Here is a 21075-nt window from a genome sequence, read left to right as displayed (position 1 = left end):
CCGTCGGACAACGCCTACAGGACTGGTCGAACGGACCAGGATGGCGATGGGCGGGCACGCGGGCTTAAGGGGTCATTCCACGAGGCGGTGGCGGATCGCGTATTGGGCGAGCTCGACGGAGTTCTTGAGCTGCATCTTGCGCAGCACGCGGGCCCGATAGGTGCTGACGGTCTTGACGCTGAGCGCGAGGTCGCGCGCGATCTCGCCGACCCGCTTGCCGGAGACCAGTTCCCGCAGCACGTGAAACTCGCGGTCCGAGAGGCGCTGGTGGGGCGGGCGCGTCTGGTCCGCCATCGTCATGACGGCCTCGGCCAGGTGCTCCGCGAGCGAGGGACCGATGTGCTTGCCGCCGGCCACGACCCGGCGGATCGCCCGGACCATCTCCTCCGGCGCGCTTTCCTTGGTCAGGTAGCCGGCCGCGCCCGCCCGCATCGCCCGGACGCCGAACTGGTCCTCCGCGTGCATGGTCAGGACCAGCACCGGCATCGCCGGCCGTTCCTGCTTCAGCGATCGGAGGACCTCCAGGCCGCTCTGGCCCGGCATGGTGATGTCGAGCAGCACGACGTCGAAGGGCTTGCGCCGGACGAGCGCCAGCAGCTCGGCGCCGTCGGCCGCCGTGCCGCCGACCTCCATGTCCGGCTCCGCGCGCAGGATTTCCTCCAGCCCCCGCCGCACCACGGCGTGGTCGTCCGCCAGGGCCACCCGGATCACGGCCGGCCCTCCAGCGGCAGGCGGACCGTGACCGCGGTGCCCCGCTCGGGCCGGCGGCGCACGGCGATCTCACCGCCCAACAGGGTCACCCGCTCGCGCATGCCCAGCAGCCCGAAGGAGGCGGCGCCGACGATCCGGTCCTCCGCGATGCCCCGGCCGTTGTCCTCCACGGCCAGCCGCAGCGTCCCGTCGCCGTGCTCCACCAGCACCGTCACGCGGGTCGCCTCCGCGTGCCGCGCGACGTTGGTCAGCGCCTCCTGCACGATGCGGAACACGGCGATCGTCCTCGCCTCGTCCAGCGTCAGGTCGTCCGGCCGGCAGGAGAACTCGCAGGCCACCCCGGTGCGCGTCTGGAAGTCCCGCGCGAGCCACTCCAGGGCCGCCATGAGGTCCAGGTGGTCCAGCACGGGCGGGCGCAGCTCCGCGACGAGCTTGCGGATCGCCGCGATCGATTCGTCCGCCATGGCGGCCATGTGCTTGAGCTTGGCGGGCAGGCCCCGGGCCTCGCTCCCCTCCGGCAGGCGCGCCGCCAGCCAAGCCATGTCCAGCTTGAAGCAGGTCAGCCGCTGCGCGAACTCGTCGTGCAACTCCCGCGCGATCCGCGTGCGCTCCTCCTCCCGGACGGTCTCCAGGTGAGCGGTCAGGGCGCGCAGCCGCTCCGTCGTCCGCTGGAGCTGTTCCTCCGCGAGCTTGCGGGCGGTGATGTCCTCGATGATGCCGGCGATCCGGTGGACGGCGCCCTCCGCGTTCCGGATGAGGAAGGCCCGGTCCCGGACCCACCGCACCGTGTCCGACGGCCCGAGGATCCGGTAGTCCATCGCCTCGGCCCGCCCCTGCATCCGTTCCCGCACCATGGCGGCCGCCCGCGGCCGGTCCTCGGGATGGACGGCTTCGAGGAACGAGGTCGGGTCCTCCACCAGGCTCGCGGTGGGCCGTCCCCAGAGGGCCTGGTAGGCGGGGTTCACGTAATCCAGCCGCAACGCCCGATAGTCGCCGATCCAGATGCCGTCGTGCGAGTGCTCGGCGAACTGCCGGAACCGCTCCTCGCTCTCGTGCAGGGCCTCCTGCGCCCGCTTGCGCTCCGTGATCACCTCGGAGAACATCACCAGCCCCCCGACGGCGCCGTCGGCCTTCCACCAGGGTCGGACCTCCCAGCGCAGCCAGTGGAGGCTCCCGTCCTTGCGCATGAAGAGGTCCTCCTCGCAGCGCTCGACGGCGCCCGCCAGCGCCCGCCGATGGACCGCCTTCCAGCGGTCGGGAATCTCCGGGGACACCTCCTCGAAGCGGCGGCCGACGATCGGCTCGTCGCCGACCCCGTAATCCGCCAGCCAACGCCGACTCGCCAGGAGGTAGCGCATGTCCGCGTCGAACATCGCGACCGCCGCCGGCGCCCGTTCCACGAACTGCTTGAGCAGCGTCTCGCTCATCCGCAGCTCTTCCTCGGCGCGACGCCGGTCGGTGATGTCGATGGCCGAGCCGACGTAGCCGGCGAAGCCGCCGTCCGGGAGCATCCGCGGCGCCCCGCGGTCCAGGATCCAGCGATAGGCGCCGTCCGCGCGGCGGAGCCGGTATTCCAGCTCGAAGGGCGCCCGGGCGTCGAAGGCGGCCCGGTAGGCCGCGACGCAGCGCCCGCGGTCCTCGGGATGGACCCCTTCGGCCCAACCGTCGCCCAGTTCCTGCTCCAGCGTCCGGCCGGTGAAGTCGAGCCAGCTCCGGTTGAAGTACGTGCAGCCCCCATCCGCGCCGGCCGCCCAGATCAGGACCGGCGCCGCATCCGCCATCGTCCGGAACAGTGCGTTGTGCTCCTGCAGCGCCGCCTCGTCACGGGGAATCTCCGGGGTCTCGGCGCCGGGGGTCGACCGTGCGGGACCGTCCCCCGGACCGTCCGGCCGGGCCGAAACGGCCCGCCGCACCGGCAGGGCCCACCGATACCGCGCGAGGACGACCGCCGCCGCCCAGAGCGTCGCCAGCCCGAGCGAGCGGTTCCCGAGGGCGGGCCAGAACGGCCGGTCGGCCGGCGGCCAGAAGAGCCCGAGCAACAGCAGCGCCGTGCAGACGGCCGCGAGCGCCAGCGGAGCCCGGGGCGAGGGAAGCGGCAGGGTCAGGAGCAGAAGGGGCGCGTACAGCAGCCCGGGGACCCAGCCGGGAGTCAGGGTGACGTCCAGGGCGAAGACGGCCGCCGCCAACACGGCCAACCATGCCGTCACGGAGGGTCGGGATGCGGTCATGGGAAACCTCCGAACCCCTCCGGCGACCGGGAGCCCGCCATCATCGGCCGGGGTCCGATGCCGCCATGGTACCCATCCGCCGGAAGGATTACAAGGAAGGGCGCGACGCTTGTTTTCGCCCCGGGCGATATGGCAGCGTGGGGACCGCTTGCCCCGGAGACCCGCCGATGCGGGAGTTCGTCGCGACGCGCAGCGAGATCGTCATCACCGCCGGCGAGGCGCCCAAGCGCCTCGACCTCTTCCTGGCCGGACGGGACCCGGCCCTCTCGCGTTCGGCCCTGCAGCGGCTGATCGAGGAGGGGGGCGTGACCGTCAACGACCGGCCCGCCAAGCCGAGCCAGAAGATCCGGCCGGGCGACCGGATCGTCCTCGTCGTTCCCCGGCCGGAGCCGCTGGAGCTCAGGCCCGAGCCGATCCCGCTGGCGGTGCTGTACGAGGACGCGCACCTGCTCGTGCTGAACAAGCCGGCCGGCCTCGTCGTCCACCCCGCCCCCGGCCACTGGAGCGGGACGCTGGTCAACGCCCTCCTGCACCACCTGGGGCGCCCCGGCGGCGCGCTCTCCACGGTCGGAGGCCGGGAGCGGCCGGGGCTGGTCCATCGGCTGGATAAGGACACCTCCGGCGTCATGGTCGTGGCCAAGACGGACCAGGCGCATCGCGGGCTGGCCGTCCAGTTCGCGCAGCACAGCATCACCCGGGTCTACGAGGCGCTGGTCTGGGGCGTCCCGAGGAAGGCGGCCGGCGTCGTGGACCTGGCCATCGGCCGCGACACGAAGGAGCGCAAGAAATTCTCCGCCCGCACCGCGCGGCCGAAGCTTTCCGTGACGGACTATCGGGTCGTCGAGCGGCTGGGCGCGACGGCCGCGCGGCTGGAGCTGCGCCCCCGGACCGGCCGCACGCACCAGATCCGCGTGCACCTGGCCGCCATCGGCCACCCCGTGCTCGGCGACCCCGCCTACGGCGGCCGCAAGGTCTGCGCGCCGGCCGGCGTGGCCGTGCTGCGCGTCATGCTCCACGCACGGACGCTCGGCTTCACGCATCCGGTCGGCGGCGCGGCGCTGGAGTTCTCCGCCCCCCTGCCGCCCGACATCGAGGCGGTTCGCCTGGCCCTCGGCGGCGCGGCGCGAACGGATGCTTGACAGGCGGCGGAGGCGGGAGTATCAGTCAACGACCGCGAACGGGCGGTCGGGGGAAATCACCGTGGACGCGAGCGACGCGCTGGACGTGATCGGCGGGCTGGTGGCGCAGTTCAAGGCCTACAGCGTGAAGGTACCCGCGGTCCTGCACATGACCGTCGTGCCGGGCGGGCTCCGCCCCTCGCCGGAGGCGGTCGAGGCCTATGAGAAGGCGGTGTACCGCTTCCGCGACCAGGCGACGGGCCCCGCCTTTCGCCGGCTGAACGAGATCTTCATCGAATCGCTCGAAGCCTTCGAGTCCGGCCTGATCCTGCGCGGCGTGCAGGCCCTGCTCCTGGCGCTCGATCAGCTCGAGCTCATGCGAACCGAGCAGACCGTCAAGTGGAGCCCGCCCCTGGGGGCGCGGCTTGAGGAATACCGGGCCGCGCTGCACAAGATCATGCCCGGCAACACGCCGGAGCTCGACGGCGCGGGGAAGGGCCTGCAATGAAGAAGCGGTGCGCCTCGATCGGAGGTTGGCGATCGAGGCGGGCACGACGACCGTCGCGGCCGAATCCGCCGCTCGAGAATCGACGATCGAAGCTCAGTGGCCCATCTTCGGGCCGGCGGCGTTGGCGCCCTGCGTGACGAGCTTGAGCCGCACGATCTGGCGGCAGTGGGGGCAGGTCATCTGCATGGTCAGCTCATCCGGGTATACGACGTCCTCTTCCTTCACCCACATGAGCCGGCTGCACCTGGGACAGGCCCTGACGACCATGGACGACGCCTCGACGATTCCGGACCGGTGACGACCAGGCGGTACTCTAATACAGGAGGGGCCGGCCGCTCAAGCCCATGATCAGCTACTCCGACCGCAGCGACCTCGACCCCGCCCAGCTCCTCCGGCTCTACGAGCAAGCCCCCTGGGCCAAGGGCCGAACGCTGGAGGACACCCGCGAGATGCTGCGCCACACCGATTTGGCCCTGTCCGCCTGGGACGGCGACCGCCTCGTCGGCTTCGGCCGCGTCCTGACGGACTACGTCTACCGCGCCTCCATCTGGGACGTGATCGTGGACCGCGCCTACCAGGGCCAGGACATCGGCACGGCCATCATGCAGCGCATCCTCCACCACCCCCGCCTCGCGCGCGTGGAGCTGTTCTGGCTCTGCACGCGCGACAAGCAGGCCTTCTACGAAAAGCTCGGCTTCTCCGCCAAGGAGCAGACCGGGATGGTGTGGCGCCGGTCGGCGCAGGCGCGCCCGGAGTGACGCCCCCCGGCGGCCCGTTGCATCATCCCGCTCAGGCCGCCGCCCGGCGCAGGCGCTTGGGGGACAGGAGGAGCGCGAGGAAGAACAGGGCCGTCGCCAGCAGGACGATGGCCGGCCCGGAGGGCAGGTCCCACGCGTAGGAGAGCAGGACGCCGCCGACCGCCGACAGCGTCCCGATGGCGACCGCGTAGCCCGTCATGTGCGCCAGGCTGTGCGTGAGCTGATAGGCCGTGGACGCCGGGATCAGGACCATGGCGAATACCAGGATCGCCCCGACGATCTTCAGCGCGACCACCACCGTCAGCGCCACGAGCGTCAGCAGCAGGTAGAACATCCGCCGCGCCGGCACGCCGGAAGCCTCCGCCATCTCCTGGTCGAAGGCGATGAAATAGAGCTCCTTCGAGAAGGCCAGCACGACCCCCAGCACGAGCAGCCCCAGCAGCAGGATGCCCGTCAGTTCCTCGGTGGTCACCGAGAGCACGCTGCCGAAGAGGTAGCCGTACACCTCCGCGTTGTAGGTCTTCATCAGGCCGATGAACAGGATCGCGAGCGCCATCGTGGCCGTGTAGAGGATGCCGATCGAGACGTCCAGCTTCATCTTGCCCGTCTCTTCCATGAAGCCGGTGGTCCAGACCGTCGCGAGGCCGAACGCCACCGCGAGCGGCAGCGGCGGCAGGCCGACGAGGTAGGCCAGCGCCACCCCCGCGAAGGCCGCGTGCGCCGTCCCGGCCCCGATGAAGGCCAGCCCGCGCAGCACGACGAAGACGCCGATCAGCGAGCAGGTGGCCCCCACCAGCGCCGCCGCCAGCAGCGACCGCTGCATGAAGTCGTAGGCGAGCATGTCGAGAAATTGACCCATCGGGGCATTGAGGGATTGCGGATCGGCGATCGGGGATCGTTGATTGACGCGCCGCGAGGAACGATCGCTCACCGATCGTTCAGTGCCGCCGTCATCGGTCGCGCAATCGCCGGTTCGTCAGTGATGGTGGTAATCCTCGACGATGACGAGGTCCTTCTCGGTGATCACCAGCTCCTTGCCGTAGACCTGGCGGAGCACGTCGGGGCGCAGCACCTCCCCCGGCGGTCCGGCGGCGTACAGCCTCGTCTTCAGCAGCACCAGCCGGTCCACGTGCGGACGGATCATGTTGATGTCGTGGGTGATCAGCAGCACCGTGAGCCCCAGGTCGCGGTGGAGCCGCCGGATCAGGTCGAGCACGCTGTGCTGCGTCGTGATGTCGATGCCGGTCGTCGGCTCGTCCAGCAGCAGCACCCGCGGCTGCTGCGCCAGCGCCCGCGCGATCAGCACCCGCTGCTGCTGCCCGCCCGACAGGTGTCCGAGCGCGGTGTCCCGGTGGTCCTGCATGCCGACGTTGGCGAGCGCCTCCATCGCCAGCTCGCGGTCGCGCGCCCCCGGCCGACGGAGCAGGCCGAGCGCCCCGTAGCGGCCCATCATCACGGTTTCCAGCACGGTGATCGGGAAGTTCCGGTCCAGCACGCCCTTCTGTGGCAGGTAGCCGATGCGGGCGCGATGACGACAGCGCAGCGCCTCGCAGGCGCAGTCGAAGACCTGCAGGCTCCCCTTCAGGGGGCGCATCAAGCCCAGCACGGCCCGGCAGAGCGTGGTCTTCCCCGAGCCGTTCGGGCCGATGACCCCGACGAATTCGCCCTCGGCGATCTCCAGGGAAATGTCCTCCAGCGCGACGACGCCGGGGAACCCGAAGGAGGCACGGTCGAAGCGAATGATGGGCGGGGCCATGGGCGCGCCGAGGTCAGTTGGCTTCGAGGGCGCGGGCCAACTGCAGGACGTCGTACCGCATCATGTCCAGATAGGAGTCGGTGCCGGGCAGGCCGCCGGGCAGCGGCGTGAGCAGCACCACCCGCGCCCCGGTCTCGCGCGCCAGCAGCTCCGGAATCCGCTGATTGAGCTGGGGCTCGGAGACGATCACCCGGATGTCGTCGCGGCGGATGCGGGCCATCAGGACCTGGAGGTGCCGCGCCGAGGGCTCCGCCCCCGGCTGCGTGACGATCTCGCCCGCGACCTCGAACCCGAACCGGCGCGCGAAGTACGGCCAGGCGGGGTGATGCACGATGAGCCGGCGCCGGCCCACGCCGCGCAGGCGCGCCGCCAGCTCCGTCTGGAGGCGGTCGAGCTCGCGCCGGTAGGCCGCCTCGTTGGCGCGGTAGACCGCCGCACGGTCCGGGTCGGCGAGGCTGAAGGCCTCCGCGATGTGGTGCAGCATGAGCTTGGCGTTCTCGGGGTCCAGCCAGACGTGCGGGTTGCCCTCATGGGGCTCGTCCCCCGGCGTCCCGCCCGTCTCCTCGGCGTCCCGGATCAGCGCGATGCCCCGCGAGGTCGTCACGCGGAGGAGACCGGGGTTGCCGGCGTTCTTGACCAGCGAGCCGACCCAGACCTCCAGCCCCACGCCGATCTCCAGCAGCACCTTGGCCCGGCGGACCGCCATCAGGTCGCTCGGACGGGGCGAGTACGTATGCTCGCTCTCGAGGCCCGTCAACAACGACGTCACCCGCACGTGGGGGCCACCGACGCGCTCGGCCAGGTCCTTGAGCACCGGGATCGTGACGACGACCTCCAGGGGCGTCGCCAGAGCCGGCGACAGGCCCGACGGCAGCAGCAACGCCAAGCACGCGATCTGGAAGAGAAAACGCCGCGACATGCGCGGACAGTAGCATCCCACCCGAGGGAAGTCAACGCGTCGGACACGGGCCGCGCGGGCGAGCCGCCCGGCTTGACGGGGCCTGGGGAGTTCCGCTAGCGTAGCGCCGCCCTCAGGGGCGTGCCTCGTCGTTCGCCGCTCGCCGCGGGTCGGGCGACGAACCACGAGCGACGCGCATTCCATGAATGTCATCGGCCTCATGTCCGGCACCTCGGGCGACGGGGTGGACGCGGCGTTGGTGTCCATCGAGGGCGGCGGCCACGCCTTGAAGGTCGCCCCGCGCGCGTCGTTGACGCTCACGTACCCGCCCGCCCTCCGCGAGCGCCTGCTCGCCGCGGCGGCCGACGGCGGCGTGGCCGAGGTCTGCCGGTTGAACGCGGCGCTGGGCGAATGGTTCGCTCTGGCGGCGCGGCGCGTGGCGCGCCGCGCCGGGCTGCCGCTCGCCGAGGTCCACCTCATCGGCTCGCACGGCCAGACCATCCACCACCTGCCGAAGCCGGTCCGGGAGCCCGGCGTCGGGATGGTCCGCTCCACCCTCCAGATCGCCGAGCCCGCCGTGATCGCCGAGCGCACGGGCGTCACCGTCGTCGCCGACTTCCGCCCGCGCGACCTGGCGGCCGGCGGCGAAGGGGCGCCGCTGACCCCCTACGTCCACTATCTGCTGCTGCGCCACCCCGGCCGCTCCCGCCTGATCGTCAACCTGGGCGGGATCAGCAACGTGACCTACCTGCCCGCCGGCGCGCCGCTCGACGCGGTCCGCGCCTTCGACACGGGCCCCGGCAACATGGTGCTCGACGCCCTCGTCCGCCGCCTGACGGCGGGCCGCCTCGCCATGGACCGCGACGGCCGCATGGCGGCGCGCGGGCGCGTGGACGCGGAGCTGCTCACCACGCTCCTCGCCCATCCCTTCCTCCGCCGCACGCCGCCCAAGTCCACCGGCCGCGAGGAGTTCGGCGAGCCGTTCCTCCGGCGCATCGTCGAGGTCCAGCGGCGGCGCCGCCGACCGCTCGAGGACATCCTCGCGACGTGCGCCCTCTTCACCGCCATGACCGTCGGCGCCGCGCGCCGCTGGCTCGCGGGGCCGGTGGACGAGGTGCTCGTCGGGGGCGGCGGCGCGCGCAACCGGACCGTCATGACCGACCTCGCCGCCGTCTTCGCGCCCGTGCCCGTGCGGACCTTCGAGGAGGCCGGCTGGGACAGCAGGGGCTTCGAGGCCGTCGCCTTCGCCGTCCTCGCCCATCAAACCATCCACGGCGAATGCGCCAACATCCCCTCGGCGACCGGGGCCGCCCATCCCGTCCTGCTGGGCACGATCGTGCCGTCCGGGCCGGACTGGGTGGCCCGCCTGGCCCCGGCCCTCTCCCGCGCCGCGAGGCCGCGCCCGTGATCTCGCTCCCGGTGGCCGCGACCGCCCTCGTCCTGCTGCTCCTGGCGGCCTGGCTCCTCCTACGCCGACGCCCCACCCCCGCCGCGCCCGTCACCGCCGCCGCGCCGCCCGTGATCCCGCCCGGCGTGGCCCTGAAGCCCCAGCCCCTCCTCACCCGCGAGGAAGCGACCCTCTACAATCTCCTCAAGCTCGCCGTCCAGGATCGCTACCTCGTGCTGGCGCAGGTCCCGCTCTGGTGCCTCGTGGAGGCGACCGCCGACACCCCGGACCGGCGCCGCGCCTTCCTGAACGCCATCGCCTTCAAGCGGGTGGACTTCGCCCTCGTCCATCCGGGCACGCTCGCGGTGGAGAAGGTCGTCGAGGTGGACGCGCCGGAGCCGCCCACGCCGCAGCGGCGCGCGCGGGCGAGGCTGCTCGAGGCGCTGTGCGGGGAGATCGGCGTCGAGCTGGTCAGGCTGGACCCGGCGACCGCCGGCACGCCGGCCCTGGCGGCGCGCCTGGGCGTACAGCCGGAGGACTAGGCGAGCCCTCGGCCCCCTCGCGACTCATTCTGTCCCCGCACCGTGCCGGCCTCCGTGCCGGCGGCGATGGCGTCGCTAGGGACCCTGCTGCCGAAGATCCGACATGTCATTATCGAAGGGTTATGGAAGGACCAGGCCATATGCGTACCATCGGGGCCGGTTGCGCCGCGGCGCCTCAGCCGGGTTCTCCTCGCGGAGCCTTGGCCGCCGTTCAAGCCCATCGGGGTTTCAACCGACACAGGGGCGGGGAAGCGCCTTTCCCCTGTGGACGGAGGGACGGCATGCCGCAGACAGAAGACGCCCAGACGCCGGAATCGCGACCCTCCCCCGAGGGGGCCGTGGCGGCGGACACCGGGACCGGGTCGGTGCCGCCGGCCGAGCCGGGCGATCCGGCCGAGCCGGGCGATCCGGCCGAGCCGGTGGTCAGGCTGGCCGAGCTGATCGATGCCAGTCCGGCCATCATCTCGCTCATTGATCTCGACCGCTTCGCGGTGCGGTTCCAGAACGCCGCCGGCCGGGCCCACTTGGGCGAGATCACGGGGGCCTGTTGCTATCGGGCGATCGCGCGGCAGGAGACGGTCTGCGGGTTTTGCCGCGCCGGGGAGGCCTTGGCGACCGGCCGGGCCACCGAGGCGGAAGTGCCCCTGCCGGATGGCCGGTGGCTGTTGGTGCAGTGGGCGCCCGTCTCGCCGGCCGACCGATCCGGACGGCCGCTCGCCGTCGAGACCATTTCCGACATTACGGGGCTGAAGCGCCGGGAGCAGGAACTGGCGCGGTTGCGCGACTACTTCGAGCGGCTGGCGCTCCGCGACCCGCTCACCGACCTCTTGAACCGGCGGGGCTGGATGGCGGCGGCGGAGCGGATGGTGCAACGGGCGGGCCGCGCCGACATGGCGGTGGCCGTCCCGATGGTGGACCTCGATCACTTCAAGGCGATCAACGACCGTCACGGCCACGATGGGGGGGATGCCGTGTTGCGCCAGACCGCGGCGGTCTTGCAGGCGGCGGTGCGGCCGACCGATCTGGTAGGCCGCCTGGGCGGCGAGGAGTTTGCCGTGCTGCCGGCCCCGGCCCGGGCGGTGGAGGAGTCGGCGCAGCAGGTCGCCGAGCGGCTGCGGGCGGCGGTGGCGGCGGCCCCCTACCTGCTGCCCGGCGGCGGGACCTGTCCGGTGACGGCCAGCGTCGGGGTGGCCGCGGGGGCCGTCGGGCCGGACGCGGTCGAGACGCTGACGGCGCTGCTGACCCGGGCGGACGCGGCGCTGTACGCCGCCAAGGCGCAGGGGCGCAACCGGTGCGTCGTGGCGGCGGAGACCGCCGCCGACCCGCCCGCCTGCCAGGCCGCGGGCAGGCCCGCCTGCCAGGCCGCCGGCCGGCCCGCCTGCCACCGGTAACAGGTATCTCCCATCCAGGCCGTGAAGGCGCAGGAACCTTCGCCAGGGGCGCGGGCGCTGGCGGGGCGACCTTGCGGCCGGAGCGTATTCTCCGACGAGAGCCGTTCGGCGGTCCGCTGAACCTATTGCTCGGACCCGTAGGGCCGCCCCCCTGCACGCGGCACCGGAGCCCTTCCAGCTCCGCCGCCGTCTGCGGCAAGCCTCGCCGAGCCCGGGCATGCGTCGAGCGGAGACGTCAGGCGCCTTGCAGGTCAGGCTCCGGCGCGGCGCAGCGCGGCCAGCACCTCCGCGGCGTGGCCGTGGACGCGGACGCGGCGGAAGACGGCGACGAGCCGGCCGTCCGGGCCGATGACGAAGGTCGCGCGCTTGGGCCCGAGCCACCGTCCGAGCAGCGGCCGGAAGACCCCGTAGGCCCGCTGGACCGTCCCCTGCGCGTCGGTGAGCAGCCGGAACGGCAGGGTGAATTTCTCCCGGAAGCGCCGGTGCACCTCCGGCCCGTCCGCGCTCACGCCCAGGACCACGGCGCCGGCCTCCGCGAGCGCCGCGCCCGCGTCCCGGAACCCGCAGGCCTCGACCGTGCAGTAGGGCGTGTCGTCCTTGGGATAGAAGTAGAGGACGACCGGCCGGCCACGCAGGCCCGAAAGCGTGACCGTCGTCCCGTCGTCCGCCGGCAGCGCGAAGTCCGGCGCCGGATCGCCCACCGTCAGCTCACCCATCGTCGTTCTCTCCTTCCCTCGCCAGAGGGACTCCTGTCCCGCCGGGATCTTCGACCGCACCCACCGCACGTACCAGGGCGCGAGCAACACCGGCACGACGAACAGGACCACCAGCCCGACCTCGAACCCCGGCGGCGCCGGCAGCTCCCTCGTGCCGAAGGCGCAGATCACGTCGTACCAGGCGATGCCGAGCCCGAGCATGACGAGACTGATCCGCCGGACCCTGGGCGGATCGTCGGCGACGACCCCGGCGACGCGCGGCGTGACGACCAGCCCATAGGCGGCGGCCAGGCCGAGGTCCTCGACGAGGCCGCGCACGAAATCGTGGGTCGGCACGAGCCGGTGCGGGCCCCGCCCCAGCAGGTAGACCGCGACCCAGTCATAGGCCACGAGCGCCGCGAAGCAGGACCCGGCGATCAGCAACCCGATGGACAGCCAGCGCGGCAGCACCCCACCCCGCCCCGCGAGCCCGGCGTTCATATCCGCCCCCGAGCGGCGCGGGCCAGGATCTCGCCGGCCGCGTTCCGGCCGGCCGCCCCCATCACCCCGCCGCCCGGATGGGCGGCCGCCCCGCAGAGGTAGAGGCCTTCGATGGGCGCGCGGTACTCCGCCCAGCCCGCGACCGGCCGGAAGCAGAACAGGTGCGGGAGCGTCATGGCGCCCTGGAAGATGTTCCCGCCCGTGAGGCCGAAGGTCCGCTCCAGGTCCGGCGGCGTCAGGACCTGCCGCGCGAGCACGGAGGAGGAGAAGTTCGGCGCGTACTCGTCCAGCAGCGCGAAGCAGCGGTCGGCGTAGGCGTCGCGCAGCCCGTCCCAGTCGCCCGCCTTCAGCGCGTAGGGCGCGTACTGGACGAAGATGGACATCAGGTGGCGGCCGGGGGGCGCGACGGTCTCGTCCACGACGGAGGGGATCGTGCACTCCAGCAGCGGCCGCTCGGAGGGCCGGCCGTACTTCGCGTCGTCGGCGGCCCGCTCCAGGTAGTCCAGGTCCGGACAGATGTGGATGGTGCCGCGATGCTGCGGCCCCGCCCGGACGCCGGGCCGCGCGAGGAAATCGGGCAGCGCCGACAGCGCGACGTTGATCTTCATCGAGGCGCCGCCGTAGTCGATCCGCTCGACCGCCTCGACGAATTCCGGCGGCAGCAGCTTGGGGTCGAGCAGGCGCGTGAAGGTGCGCCGCGCGTCGGCGTTGCTCGCGACGACCGGCGCCTCGAACTCCTCGCCCGTGGCCAGCGCCACGCCGCGGACCGCCCCGTCCCTCGCCAGGATGGACGACACCTCCGCGTCGCAGCGGACCTCGACGCCGAGGTCCCGCGCCGCGGCCGCAAGCGCCCGCGTGAGCCCGCCCATGCCGCCGCGCACGTAGCCCCAGACGCCGCGCGCGCCGTTGGTCTCGCCCATCACGTGGTGAAAGAGCACGTAGGCCGTGCCCGGCGTCGAAGGCGCGGCCGTCGTGCCGATCACCGCGTCGGTCGCGAGCGTGGCCTTGAGCGGCTCCGACTCGAACCAGCGATCCAGCATCGCGCGCGCCGGCCCGGCGAGGATGTCCACCGCCTCCCACAGCCGCGCGCCCATGCCATGAAGGGCCCGCCCCAGCTTCACGAGCGTCCAGAGGTCGCGCACGCCGGGATGGATGAGGTCCGGGGGGGTCATCGAGAGCATCGGCTCCAGCACGGCGGCCACGCGCTCCAGCATCGCGCGGTAGCGCGGGTACCGCTCCGCGTCGCGCCGGCTGAAGCGGCCGATCTCCTCTCGGCAGAGCGCGGGATCGGACCCCAGGAGGAGCGAGCGGCCGTCCGGGAGCGGCGTGAAGGAGGAGGGATCGCGCGCCAGCACCTCGTAGCCGTAGTCGCGCAGGCGCAGCTCCTCGACGATCTCGGGGCGGAAGAGACTCTGGAGGTAGGCGGCGGTCGAGACCTGGAAGCCGGGGAAGACCTCCTCCGTCACGCAGGCCCCGCCCACGAGCGGCCGCCGCTCCAGGACGAGCACCCGCCAGCCCGCCCGCGCGAGGTAGCAGGCGGTGACGAGGCCGTTGTGCCCGGCCCCGACGACGATCGCGTCGTAGCGGGATGGCATGGGGGCCTATGGTAGCAGGGCGGGAACGGCCGGTCGAGGGCGTCGGGCGATGGGAGGATCAGTTGACGGCGGAGAGGGAGAGGTCGAGGGACTTGAGCGCCCGGCGGGCGAGCCCCGCCTCGTCGCCCCCCTGCCGGGACTCCGGCCTGACCCGATCGTCGAGGTGCCGGCCCGGCTGGTCCAGGTCCGGCGGCGCGGCGATCCCCGCCGCCACCATCACGAACAGGAGCGCCAGCCCCAGCACCGCCGCCACCACCTTGGTCAAGAGGGCTTCCATGCCCGCACACATGTGCAGGCCACGTACCAGCGGGCGACGGCCGCCGCAGGTGGGCGCAAGTCCCGAGGATTTCATGGAGATCGGCCCGTCGTCCCCGCTGTGATCCGACGGGCGCCGCCGGAAGGACCTGTTGGAAAAACCGGACAGGTGTGGGGCGCACGGCCCACCCGCGCACGCCTCGGGCGTCGGGACGCCGCCTTGACTTCATTCTCAGCGGGGTCGAATAATGCCGCGCCGTGTCCACCCCAGAGGAAACGTCTTCCGTTCAGCAGCCCCCGCCGAACCCGGCCGGCGGCCGGACCCTCGTCGTGGACCGGCGGGACCCGGCCGCCTATCCGCTCCCCAGCGCCGCGCTGGAGGAGGCCGGGCCGGACGATCAGATCTTCATCCGGCCGGGCGTCTACGAGGATCGGCTCTTCGTCGCCGACCGCCGCATCCTCTTGACCGGCGCCGGGCGGGATCATGTGGAGATCTTCTGCCGGCGCGGCGGCCCGCTCTATCTCCAGCGCGTGACCGGCGGCCGCATCGCCGGGATCACCTTCCGCTACGTCGGCAGCGACCAGCACTCCGCCGTCAACATCCTGGACTCGGTCTGCACGCTCGCCGGCTGCCGCGTGCGCGACGGGGTGCTGTCCAGCCTCGTGGTCTACGGCCCGAACTGCCGCCCCACGCTCCTGGACAACGAGGTCTGCGGAAGCCGCGAGTCGGGCCTCTTCGTCTTCGCCGGCGCCTGCCCCTACGTCGCCCAGAATCGCTGCTTCGGCAACCACCACTTCGGGATCGCCGTCCGCGACCCCGGCACCAGGCCGGACCTGGTCCGCAACCTCTGCCGGGAGAACCGGCTCAGCGGCTTTCTGCTCTTCCATCTGGCCGCGGCCATGCTGCTGGAGAACGAAAGCCGCGACAACGACCACTGGGGCCTGGTGGCGACGCCCGACTGCACGACCACGCCGGCGCTGGAGGAATTGCCCGAGAGCAACCGGCTGGAGCCCAACCCGCTCGGGGCGCTCGTCGTCCGCCCGGACCCGCTGGCGGAGATCGGGCGTTGACTCAGCGGCCCTTCTTCACCCGCACGACGATCGCGCCCATCACGTCGCCCCGGCGCCACTTCCGCCACTGGCTCTGCGGATGCTCGTTGTGGCAGTCCACGCAGGACTGGACGATGGCGAGGTCGGCGATCATCCCCTTGTACACATCGCCCTCGGAGAAGGTCAGGAGCCGCTTGCTCCGGTCGGTGGCCATGGTCATCAGCGTGTCGGCCTCGGCCTGCGACTTGGGCAGGTTCGCCCGGTTGATGGGGGTGAGCCCGATGAGGCTCACCTCGTAGGACTCGATCTTCGCCCCCGCCTCCTTCACGAACTGCGCGGGCAGCGGGATCGCGTGGGCGTCCTTGACCCAGTCCTCCTTGGGCGTGATGCCGCCCTCGCGCAGGTGCTCCACGACGCTCAGGACGTAGGCCGTCCGGAAGGCGCGCACCGTCTCCAGGAGATACTGGACGACCACGTCGTAGGGCACGTCCGCCGCGCGGACCGCCGGCGCGAGGGCGACCGCCCCCAGCAGCAGGACCGCCGCCGTTGCCTTGATGCCTCGCAGGGGATGCTTCACGCCGCCGCTCCTCCCTCGCTAGCCCGACGGGGCGTCCCACAAGTTCGTCGCATCGTCATGCCGGCGGACGCCGGCATCCAGGATCGGGCCACTGGCCGGACCCCGGCTCGCGGCCGCTCCGCGGCCTTGGCCGGAATGCCGACCGCTACGTCGGTGGGGGGGACCATGATGAGCGGACAGGCACGTAGCGGACTCATCGCCCTGGCGGCCGTGGCGATGCTGGGCGGTGTCGCGGATCGCCGCGTGCCGGCGGCCCTGACCAGGATCATCAGCCTCGGCATCTGGCAGTGGTGCCCTGCGCACGTGGCGTGGGAGGCGGATCAGGCGCCCGCGCCCGCCGGCTTGCCGGCCCTGGCGCCGCGCGTCATTCCTCCCTCCACGCCGGGGGCGGAGCCCAGAAGAGGGGCTCGGGCATCCGCTCAAGAGAACAGTGAACAGGGACAAAGGGTAAAGGGAATCATCGGGCGTCCTGGGCGCAACGGAAGCCATGAACCGCATCCCGGTCCGTCGGGACGTCCCAGTCCCGATTTGCGGACCGGAACCAGACCGGCCCATTGCCCCAGGACCCGCCACGGAGCACCCGCCCCTCACCGCTGGACGGCCCGGTCGGATTGCGTTGAGGGCTCCGCCCGTAGTAGTCCGCGCCGTACCAGTCCGCCGTCCACTCCCACACGTTCCCCGTCGTGTCGTACAGCCCGAAGGGATTCGGCTCGAACGAGCCCACCGGCGCGGTCCGCGCGTAGCCATCGTCGTAGCCGGTCATGATCGTCCAGCCGGAGAACTGCCGCTTCGCCGTCTCATCGGCGATATTCGCCACGCGGCGGGAGCCGGGATGCCCGTCGCCCCACCAGTAGGTCGTCCGCGTCCCGCCCCGGTTGGCGTACTCGAACTCGGCTTCCGTCGGCAGCCGCTTCCCCGCCCACCGGCAGTACGCCTCCGCATCGTCCCAGGAGACCGCCACGACCGGATGCTCATCCCGATTGGTGACGAACACCGTCTCGCCCCCCTCCGGCTTCCGCCAGCTCGCCCCGCGGATCTCTTCCCACCTCCCACCTGCGGTCACTCCCCACGCCGTGCCTGCCTTCTCCGCCGTCGTCTCGTAGCCGGTCTCCCGGACGAACTGCTGGAACCGCTTGTTGGTCACTTCGTACTTGTCCAGGTAGAACGCATCCAACGAGACCCGGTGGACCGGCTTCTCATCAGGCTCCCCCTCCGTGCTGCCCATCAGGAACTCGCCCGCCGGGATCAGGACCATCGGGGCGCCGTCCTTGCCCGTGAGCTCGCGTCCCGCTTGCCGCGGCGCTTCGAAGGCCGGCGCCTTCGCCACCTGGATCTCGGCGGCGATCTGCTGCTTGAGCGCCTCGACCTCGCCCACATGCGGGTTGTCGTCGGCAAAGTCCGCCAGGAACTTGTCCAGCGCCGCCAGGCGCTTCTCCTTCGCCACGCCGGTCTTCCCCGCGAAGGCCTGCACCTTCGCCCAGGCCTGCTCGCGCTGCTCCGCCAGCCGCGCCAGCGCCTCGTACTGCTCGTAGGCGCCGAGATCCACCCCCTGGGCCGGCGGCGCGCTCAGACTCGGCGCGCTCGGCCGCGCCGGCGACGCCCCACCGCCCGCCGCACTCCCCGGCCGCGCGCTCGCGAAGAACACGAACTCGCCCGGCTCGCTCGCCAGCTTCCACAACTCCGGCCGCTGCTGGTGCCCCTTGCTCTGCGCCGCGTCGAACACCCGCCGGTCCAGGTACTTGTGCAATTCGCTCGCCGGAATGATCCCGTCCCCGTCCAGGTCCGCCAGCCCCCGCTCGATCCCCTGGAGCAGATAGTACGTGAAGACGCTGTGGCCCCATTCCGGCCCCTCCAGCGCCTCCTGCTTCGGCCCCCCGCCGTGATGAGCTGCCGGCCCCGCTCCCGCGTGATCTCCCGCAGATAGGCCTCGTCGTATGTGAGCACGCCCTTGAACTGCGTCCCTGCGATCCCGCCGTAGCAGACATCCACCAGGAACAGCACATGCTTGGAGGGGAGCGCGTCCGCCAGGTCCCGGATGATGGACATGGGGATGGCCGTCTCGGCCAGCTTGTCCGCCTCCGCCCCGACGGGCAGGAGAAAGCCCATCGCCTTTCCGCCCCCCGCCCGCGGCTGCTTGGTCTCGCCGTGGCCGGAGAAGAAAATCAGCACCCGGTCCTGCTCCCCGACGCGGTCCACGAGCCGGTCCCCCAGCTCGCCGAGGATGGTCCGGCGGTCCGCCTGCCGATCGTAGAGCTCCGTGACCTCGAAGCCCTGTCGCCGCAGGACCTGCGCCACCGCCCGGGCGTCCGCCACGGCATACTTGAGCGGCCGAACATGCTCATAGTCGTCAATGCCGATGACGACCGCCCAGGACTTGCCCGTCCGCTCGGCGACGTACTCGGCCCGCGGCTTGCCCTCCACGCGGAGGTCCTTGGTGCCGGCGGCGGACCGGCCCCGCGCAGGCCCATCACGAGGACGGCAAGAACGAGGATCGGGGCAAGGCGGCGTGACGGCATCGCAGCCTCCCTCCAATTCGCTCGATGGTTCCCCCTGCGGCCCCCCATTGTAGGGAACTGGCCGGCGCAGTCAAGCAGGGACGCCGGCCGGGGGGCGGCCCACGCCGGCTCGCCGACCCCGCCCGCCCCCCGGCACCCATACGCCGAATGGCGTACGTGGTCGGCCGGAGACCTCCGTCGGCAACCCGCTCCTCCGGCCGCGGCGGCCCTGCCCGCGCACGGGGTGCCGCGCGCCGCGAAGGGACGCGGCCACGCTCCGCCGTCGCCGTGGACACCGCCACCACGTGGGGGCAGGATGCCCCCCATGAGCGTCCAAAGAGCTCGCGGGGCGGGGGCATCCCGCCTCACACGGCTCCTTCTCCGTTTGGCCTGTGGCTTTGAGATGTGCTACAGTACAGCATCTTGCTGTACTGGGAGGGAGTGCCATGACCGTCCGGCTCAATATCACGATGGAAGATGACACCTACGCACGACTCAAGCGGAAAGTCCCGCCCAAGAAGTTGAGCGCCTTTATTTCGGAGGCCGTGCGATCGAAGTTGGGGCCTGATCGGAAAACCTTGGATGCCGCATACCGTGCCGCGCGCAAGGAGCCGTGGAGAAGGACGCTCGCCGACGACTGGAGTCGGACTGACACGGAAGGCTGGCCCCCATGAAGCGTGCGCCACGGCGCGGTGACATCTACTGGGTCGCCTTGGATCCCACGCTCGGTTCGGAAATCAAGAAAACCAGGCCGGCCGTCATTCTCTCCAACAATTCCTGCAATGCCCATGGGACGCGGGTCGTGGTCCTGCCCATCACCAGCAACATCGAGTCGCTCTATCCCGGCGAAGCGCTGATCACCGTCGATGGGAAACCGGCCAGGGCGCTCGGAGATCAGATACGCTCATTGGACAAATCCCGCCTTCGCTCGCCCATCGGCTCACTGACCACTGACGATCTGACGGCAGTGGAAGAAGCGGTTCGCATTACGCTCGACCTCCACCGATGATCCCTGGACCTCCGTGGACCTGCGCCGGTCTCGCAGCGCGGTATCACCCCAAGGCGTGGAGAGAGGAAACAGGATGGGCGACCCCTTTGGTCCCTCTGCGCCGTCGCGCTCCACCTCCCCTGTGTCGAAGCGGTTCCGCGTCCGCTCGTCTCTCTTCATCGGTTTCAGGAGTCGGCTTGCTATTGACGCGTGAATGATTAGCATTCACGCCATGAATACTCATCCTGAGCCTGGCTCCTCCCTTCAGACATCGGCCCAGCCCCTCCCGCGCGCTCTCACCACGGAAGTCCTCCATGCGCTCGCCGCCTTCCCCGTCGTCGTCCTGACCGGCGCCCGGCAGACCGGGAAGAGCACCCTGATCCGCGACCTTCTCCCCTCCTCCGGCCGGAACTACCGGACCCTCGATGACCTTGACGTGCTGGAGCGGGCACAGCGCGAGCCGGAGGCCTTGGTGGCTTCGAAGACCCCGGTCACGATCGATGAGATCCAGCGGAGTCCGAATCTGCTGCTCGCGATCAAACGTGCGGTGGATCGGGACCGCACGCCGGGCCGATTCCTGCTCTCCGGCTCTGCCAATTTGACCTTGTCCGGCAAGGTCTCCGAGACCCTGGCTGGCCGGGCGGTGTACCTGACGCTCTATCCCTTCACCGTCGCCGAACGGGCCGGCTTGGGCGCAGTCGGTCGATGGGACACGGTGCTGGATGACCCGTCACGCTTCGAAGGGACCCATCCCCCGTTCCCACGGAACGCGGACGAGCTGCTGCGAAGCGGGTTTCCCCCCGCCGCCGCTCGTGCGGCGTCAAGAGATCATCGCCGGGAAAGTAGCGCAGGATCGGCTCCTGGGGATTGCTCCCATCAATGATGGTCCGCACGAGCCACAACACCCCCTCATCGCGAATCCGGCGTGCCACCAGCCCGAAGAGCAGATCATGGTCCAGGCTGGAAAAGAACTTGGCCACGTCGCACTTGAGCACGTAACGGAACCGCCGGGCATAGGCCGAGGCCCGCTCGACCGCCGCATGGGTGCCCTTGCCCTTCCGGCAGGCGTAGGAGTCGTACAGGAAGCCCCGTTCGAAGATCGGCTCGATCACCCGGCAGAGCGCATGGTGGACGACGCGGTCCCGAAAGGGCGCCGCGCTGATCAGGCCTGTCCCCTCCTTCGTAAGGAGGGGTGAGGGGAGGTCGAGTCTACAGCGGTTTTCCGGCGAAGATCCTCGATCACTCCGTCCAGATTGTGCAACACGTCGTCATTGGTGTAACGAACCACGCGCACACCAAGCGACTGAAGATACGCGTCCCGCTCTCGATCTGCCGCGATTTGAGCAGCCTCGGCATGCGTATCACCGTCCACCTCGATCACCAGCGAGCGATTGGCACAGTAAAAGTCCACGATGTATGGGCCAATCCCATGTTGGCGCCGGAACTTGAGCCCGCAGAACTGCCTCAGACGCAAGTGAGCCCAGAGGCGTTTCTCGGCCGCTGTCGTGTCGGACCGCAGCCGTCGTTTCAGGGGCAGGAAGTCTGGCGTGCCCCGTTTCGCGTAGGGCATGAATCGACCCCACCTCACCTCCCCTTACGAAGGGGAGGCAAAATCGCCCAGG

General features: G+C 71.3%; 23 protein-coding genes and 1 pseudogene. 11 read left to right on the top strand and 13 right to left on the bottom strand.

Going from position 1 to position 21075, the window contains the following annotated elements; all coding sequences use genetic code 11:
* Positions 1 to 72: 72 nt before the first annotated feature.
* Together AC1U7O_RS02720 and AC1U7O_RS02715 are read right to left on the bottom strand one after the other, a co-directional pair.
* Positions 73 to 711 (bottom strand): response regulator, encoded by a 639-nt coding sequence (locus AC1U7O_RS02720; protein ID WP_479893033.1) that lies wholly within the window; start codon positions 709 to 711, stop codon positions 73 to 75.
* Positions 708 to 2939 (bottom strand): PAS domain-containing sensor histidine kinase, encoded by a 2232-nt coding sequence (locus AC1U7O_RS02715; RefSeq protein ID WP_479893032.1) that lies wholly within the window; start codon positions 2937 to 2939, stop codon positions 708 to 710. Before AC1U7O_RS02715 ends, AC1U7O_RS02720 begins: the two co-directional genes overlap by 4 nt.
* Before the next feature lie 167 nt (positions 2940 to 3106).
* Between AC1U7O_RS02715 and AC1U7O_RS02710 the strand changes: the two genes are divergently transcribed.
* The 4 genes from AC1U7O_RS02710 (at position 3107) to AC1U7O_RS02695 (ending at position 5323) form a co-directional block, all read left to right on the top strand.
* Complete coding sequence (locus AC1U7O_RS02710) at positions 3107 to 4078, top strand: RluA family pseudouridine synthase (RefSeq protein WP_479893031.1); 972 nt, start codon at positions 3107 to 3109, stop codon at positions 4076 to 4078.
* A gap of 61 nt (positions 4079 to 4139) precedes the next feature.
* Positions 4140 to 4565 carry a hypothetical protein gene (locus AC1U7O_RS02705; RefSeq protein ID WP_479893030.1) on the top strand — a complete coding sequence of 142 codons (426 nt, stop codon included), beginning with the start codon at positions 4140 to 4142 and terminating at the stop codon, positions 4563 to 4565.
* 7 nt (positions 4566 to 4572) lie between these two features.
* Positions 4573 to 4863 (top strand): hypothetical protein, encoded by a 291-nt coding sequence (locus tag AC1U7O_RS02700; RefSeq protein WP_479893029.1) that lies wholly within the window; start codon positions 4573 to 4575, stop codon positions 4861 to 4863.
* Positions 4864 to 4909: 46 nt separating this feature from the next.
* Positions 4910 to 5323, top strand: coding sequence for a GNAT family N-acetyltransferase (locus tag AC1U7O_RS02695; RefSeq protein WP_479893028.1), 414 nt, complete (start codon positions 4910 to 4912; stop codon positions 5321 to 5323).
* A gap of 31 nt (positions 5324 to 5354) precedes the next feature.
* Here AC1U7O_RS02695 and AC1U7O_RS02690 read toward each other — a convergent pair whose 3' ends face one another.
* The 3 genes from AC1U7O_RS02690 to AC1U7O_RS02680 form a co-directional block, all read right to left on the bottom strand.
* The gene (locus tag AC1U7O_RS02690) at positions 5355 to 6182 is read right to left on the bottom strand and encodes a metal ABC transporter permease (protein WP_479893027.1); all 828 of its coding nucleotides are present in this window, start codon (positions 6180 to 6182) and stop codon (positions 5355 to 5357) included.
* A gap of 117 nt (positions 6183 to 6299) precedes the next feature.
* Complete coding sequence (locus tag AC1U7O_RS02685) at positions 6300 to 7079, bottom strand: metal ABC transporter ATP-binding protein (protein WP_479893026.1); 780 nt, start codon at positions 7077 to 7079, stop codon at positions 6300 to 6302.
* Between the two features lie 13 nt (positions 7080 to 7092).
* Positions 7093 to 7998, bottom strand: coding sequence for a metal ABC transporter substrate-binding protein (locus tag AC1U7O_RS02680; protein WP_479893025.1), 906 nt, complete (start codon positions 7996 to 7998; stop codon positions 7093 to 7095).
* Positions 7999 to 8179: 181 nt separating this feature from the next.
* Between AC1U7O_RS02680 and AC1U7O_RS02675 the strand changes: the two genes are divergently transcribed.
* The 3 genes from AC1U7O_RS02675 to AC1U7O_RS02665 all read left to right on the top strand — a co-directional run bounded on the left by AC1U7O_RS02675 (position 8180) and on the right by AC1U7O_RS02665 (position 11297).
* The gene (locus tag AC1U7O_RS02675) at positions 8180 to 9385 is read left to right on the top strand and encodes an anhydro-N-acetylmuramic acid kinase (RefSeq protein WP_479893024.1); all 1206 of its coding nucleotides are present in this window, start codon (positions 8180 to 8182) and stop codon (positions 9383 to 9385) included.
* A complete protein-coding gene (locus AC1U7O_RS02670; protein ID WP_479893023.1) occupies positions 9382 to 9906 on the top strand; it encodes a DUF2726 domain-containing protein in 525 nt (174 codons plus the stop codon). The genes AC1U7O_RS02675 and AC1U7O_RS02670 overlap by 4 nt, the downstream gene beginning before the upstream one ends.
* A gap of 281 nt (positions 9907 to 10187) precedes the next feature.
* Positions 10188 to 11297: a GGDEF domain-containing protein gene (locus AC1U7O_RS02665; RefSeq protein WP_479893022.1), complete on the top strand. Its 1110-nt coding sequence runs from the start codon at positions 10188 to 10190 to the stop codon at positions 11295 to 11297.
* A gap of 251 nt (positions 11298 to 11548) precedes the next feature.
* On the opposite strand, the gene AC1U7O_RS02660 is transcribed toward AC1U7O_RS02665, so the two are convergent.
* Genes AC1U7O_RS02660 through AC1U7O_RS02650 form a run of 3 tightly spaced genes read right to left on the bottom strand, consistent with a single transcriptional unit; the run spans position 11549 to position 14365 of the window.
* Positions 11549 to 12493 (bottom strand): peroxiredoxin, encoded by a 945-nt coding sequence (locus AC1U7O_RS02660; RefSeq protein ID WP_479893021.1) that lies wholly within the window; start codon positions 12491 to 12493, stop codon positions 11549 to 11551.
* Positions 12490 to 14088, bottom strand: coding sequence for a phytoene desaturase family protein (locus AC1U7O_RS02655; protein WP_479893020.1), 1599 nt, complete (start codon positions 14086 to 14088; stop codon positions 12490 to 12492). Before AC1U7O_RS02655 ends, AC1U7O_RS02660 begins: the two co-directional genes overlap by 4 nt.
* A 58-nt stretch (positions 14089 to 14146) precedes the next feature.
* Positions 14147 to 14365: a hypothetical protein gene (locus AC1U7O_RS02650; protein ID WP_479893019.1), complete on the bottom strand. Its 219-nt coding sequence runs from the start codon at positions 14363 to 14365 to the stop codon at positions 14147 to 14149.
* A gap of 236 nt (positions 14366 to 14601) precedes the next feature.
* On the opposite strand from AC1U7O_RS02650, the gene AC1U7O_RS02645 reads away from it, so the two are divergent.
* A complete protein-coding gene (locus AC1U7O_RS02645; RefSeq protein ID WP_479893018.1) occupies positions 14602 to 15414 on the top strand; it encodes a right-handed parallel beta-helix repeat-containing protein in 813 nt (270 codons plus the stop codon).
* Position 15415: 1 nt separating this feature from the next.
* Here AC1U7O_RS02645 and AC1U7O_RS02640 read toward each other — a convergent pair whose 3' ends face one another.
* The 3 genes from AC1U7O_RS02640 to AC1U7O_RS02630 all read right to left on the bottom strand — a co-directional run bounded on the left by AC1U7O_RS02640 (position 15416) and on the right by AC1U7O_RS02630 (position 18391).
* Complete coding sequence (locus tag AC1U7O_RS02640; protein WP_479893017.1) at positions 15416 to 15970, bottom strand: c-type heme family protein; 555 nt, start codon at positions 15968 to 15970, stop codon at positions 15416 to 15418.
* Positions 15971 to 16427: 457 nt separating this feature from the next.
* Complete coding sequence (locus AC1U7O_RS02635; protein WP_479893109.1) at positions 16428 to 17225, bottom strand: formylglycine-generating enzyme family protein; 798 nt, start codon at positions 17223 to 17225, stop codon at positions 16428 to 16430.
* 311 nt (positions 17226 to 17536) lie between these two features.
* On the bottom strand, positions 17537 to 18391 hold the full coding sequence (locus AC1U7O_RS02630; RefSeq protein WP_479893016.1) for a caspase family protein: 855 nt from the start codon (positions 18389 to 18391) through the stop codon (positions 17537 to 17539).
* Between the two features lie 520 nt (positions 18392 to 18911).
* Here AC1U7O_RS02630 and AC1U7O_RS02625 point away from each other — a divergent pair.
* From AC1U7O_RS02625 to AC1U7O_RS02615, 3 genes and pseudogenes are all read left to right on the top strand, one after another.
* The gene (locus AC1U7O_RS02625; protein WP_479893015.1) at positions 18912 to 19139 is read left to right on the top strand and encodes a hypothetical protein; all 228 of its coding nucleotides are present in this window, start codon (positions 18912 to 18914) and stop codon (positions 19137 to 19139) included.
* On the top strand, positions 19136 to 19474 hold the full coding sequence (locus AC1U7O_RS02620; RefSeq protein ID WP_479893014.1) for a type II toxin-antitoxin system PemK/MazF family toxin: 339 nt from the start codon (positions 19136 to 19138) through the stop codon (positions 19472 to 19474). The genes AC1U7O_RS02625 and AC1U7O_RS02620 overlap by 4 nt, the downstream gene beginning before the upstream one ends.
* Positions 19475 to 19667: 193 nt before the next feature.
* A pseudogene (locus AC1U7O_RS02615) lies at positions 19668 to 20072 on the top strand (AAA family ATPase); the annotation flags it as partial.
* A 46-nt stretch (positions 20073 to 20118) separates the two neighbouring features.
* Here the strand turns inward: AC1U7O_RS02615 and AC1U7O_RS02610 are convergent.
* Positions 20119 to 20565: a hypothetical protein gene (locus AC1U7O_RS02610; protein ID WP_479893111.1), complete on the bottom strand. Its 447-nt coding sequence runs from the start codon at positions 20563 to 20565 to the stop codon at positions 20119 to 20121.
* A gap of 50 nt (positions 20566 to 20615) precedes the next feature.
* Positions 20616 to 21023, bottom strand: a complete 408-nt coding sequence (locus AC1U7O_RS02605; protein ID WP_479893013.1) for an endonuclease domain-containing protein — start codon at positions 21021 to 21023, stop codon at positions 20616 to 20618.
* Positions 21024 to 21075: the final 52 nt, after the last annotated feature.

The organism is Candidatus Nitrospira neuquenensis, from assembly GCF_979578155.1.
Note: the sequence above shows the minus strand (reverse complement) of the source record. Positions and strands in the feature narration are given on the sequence as shown.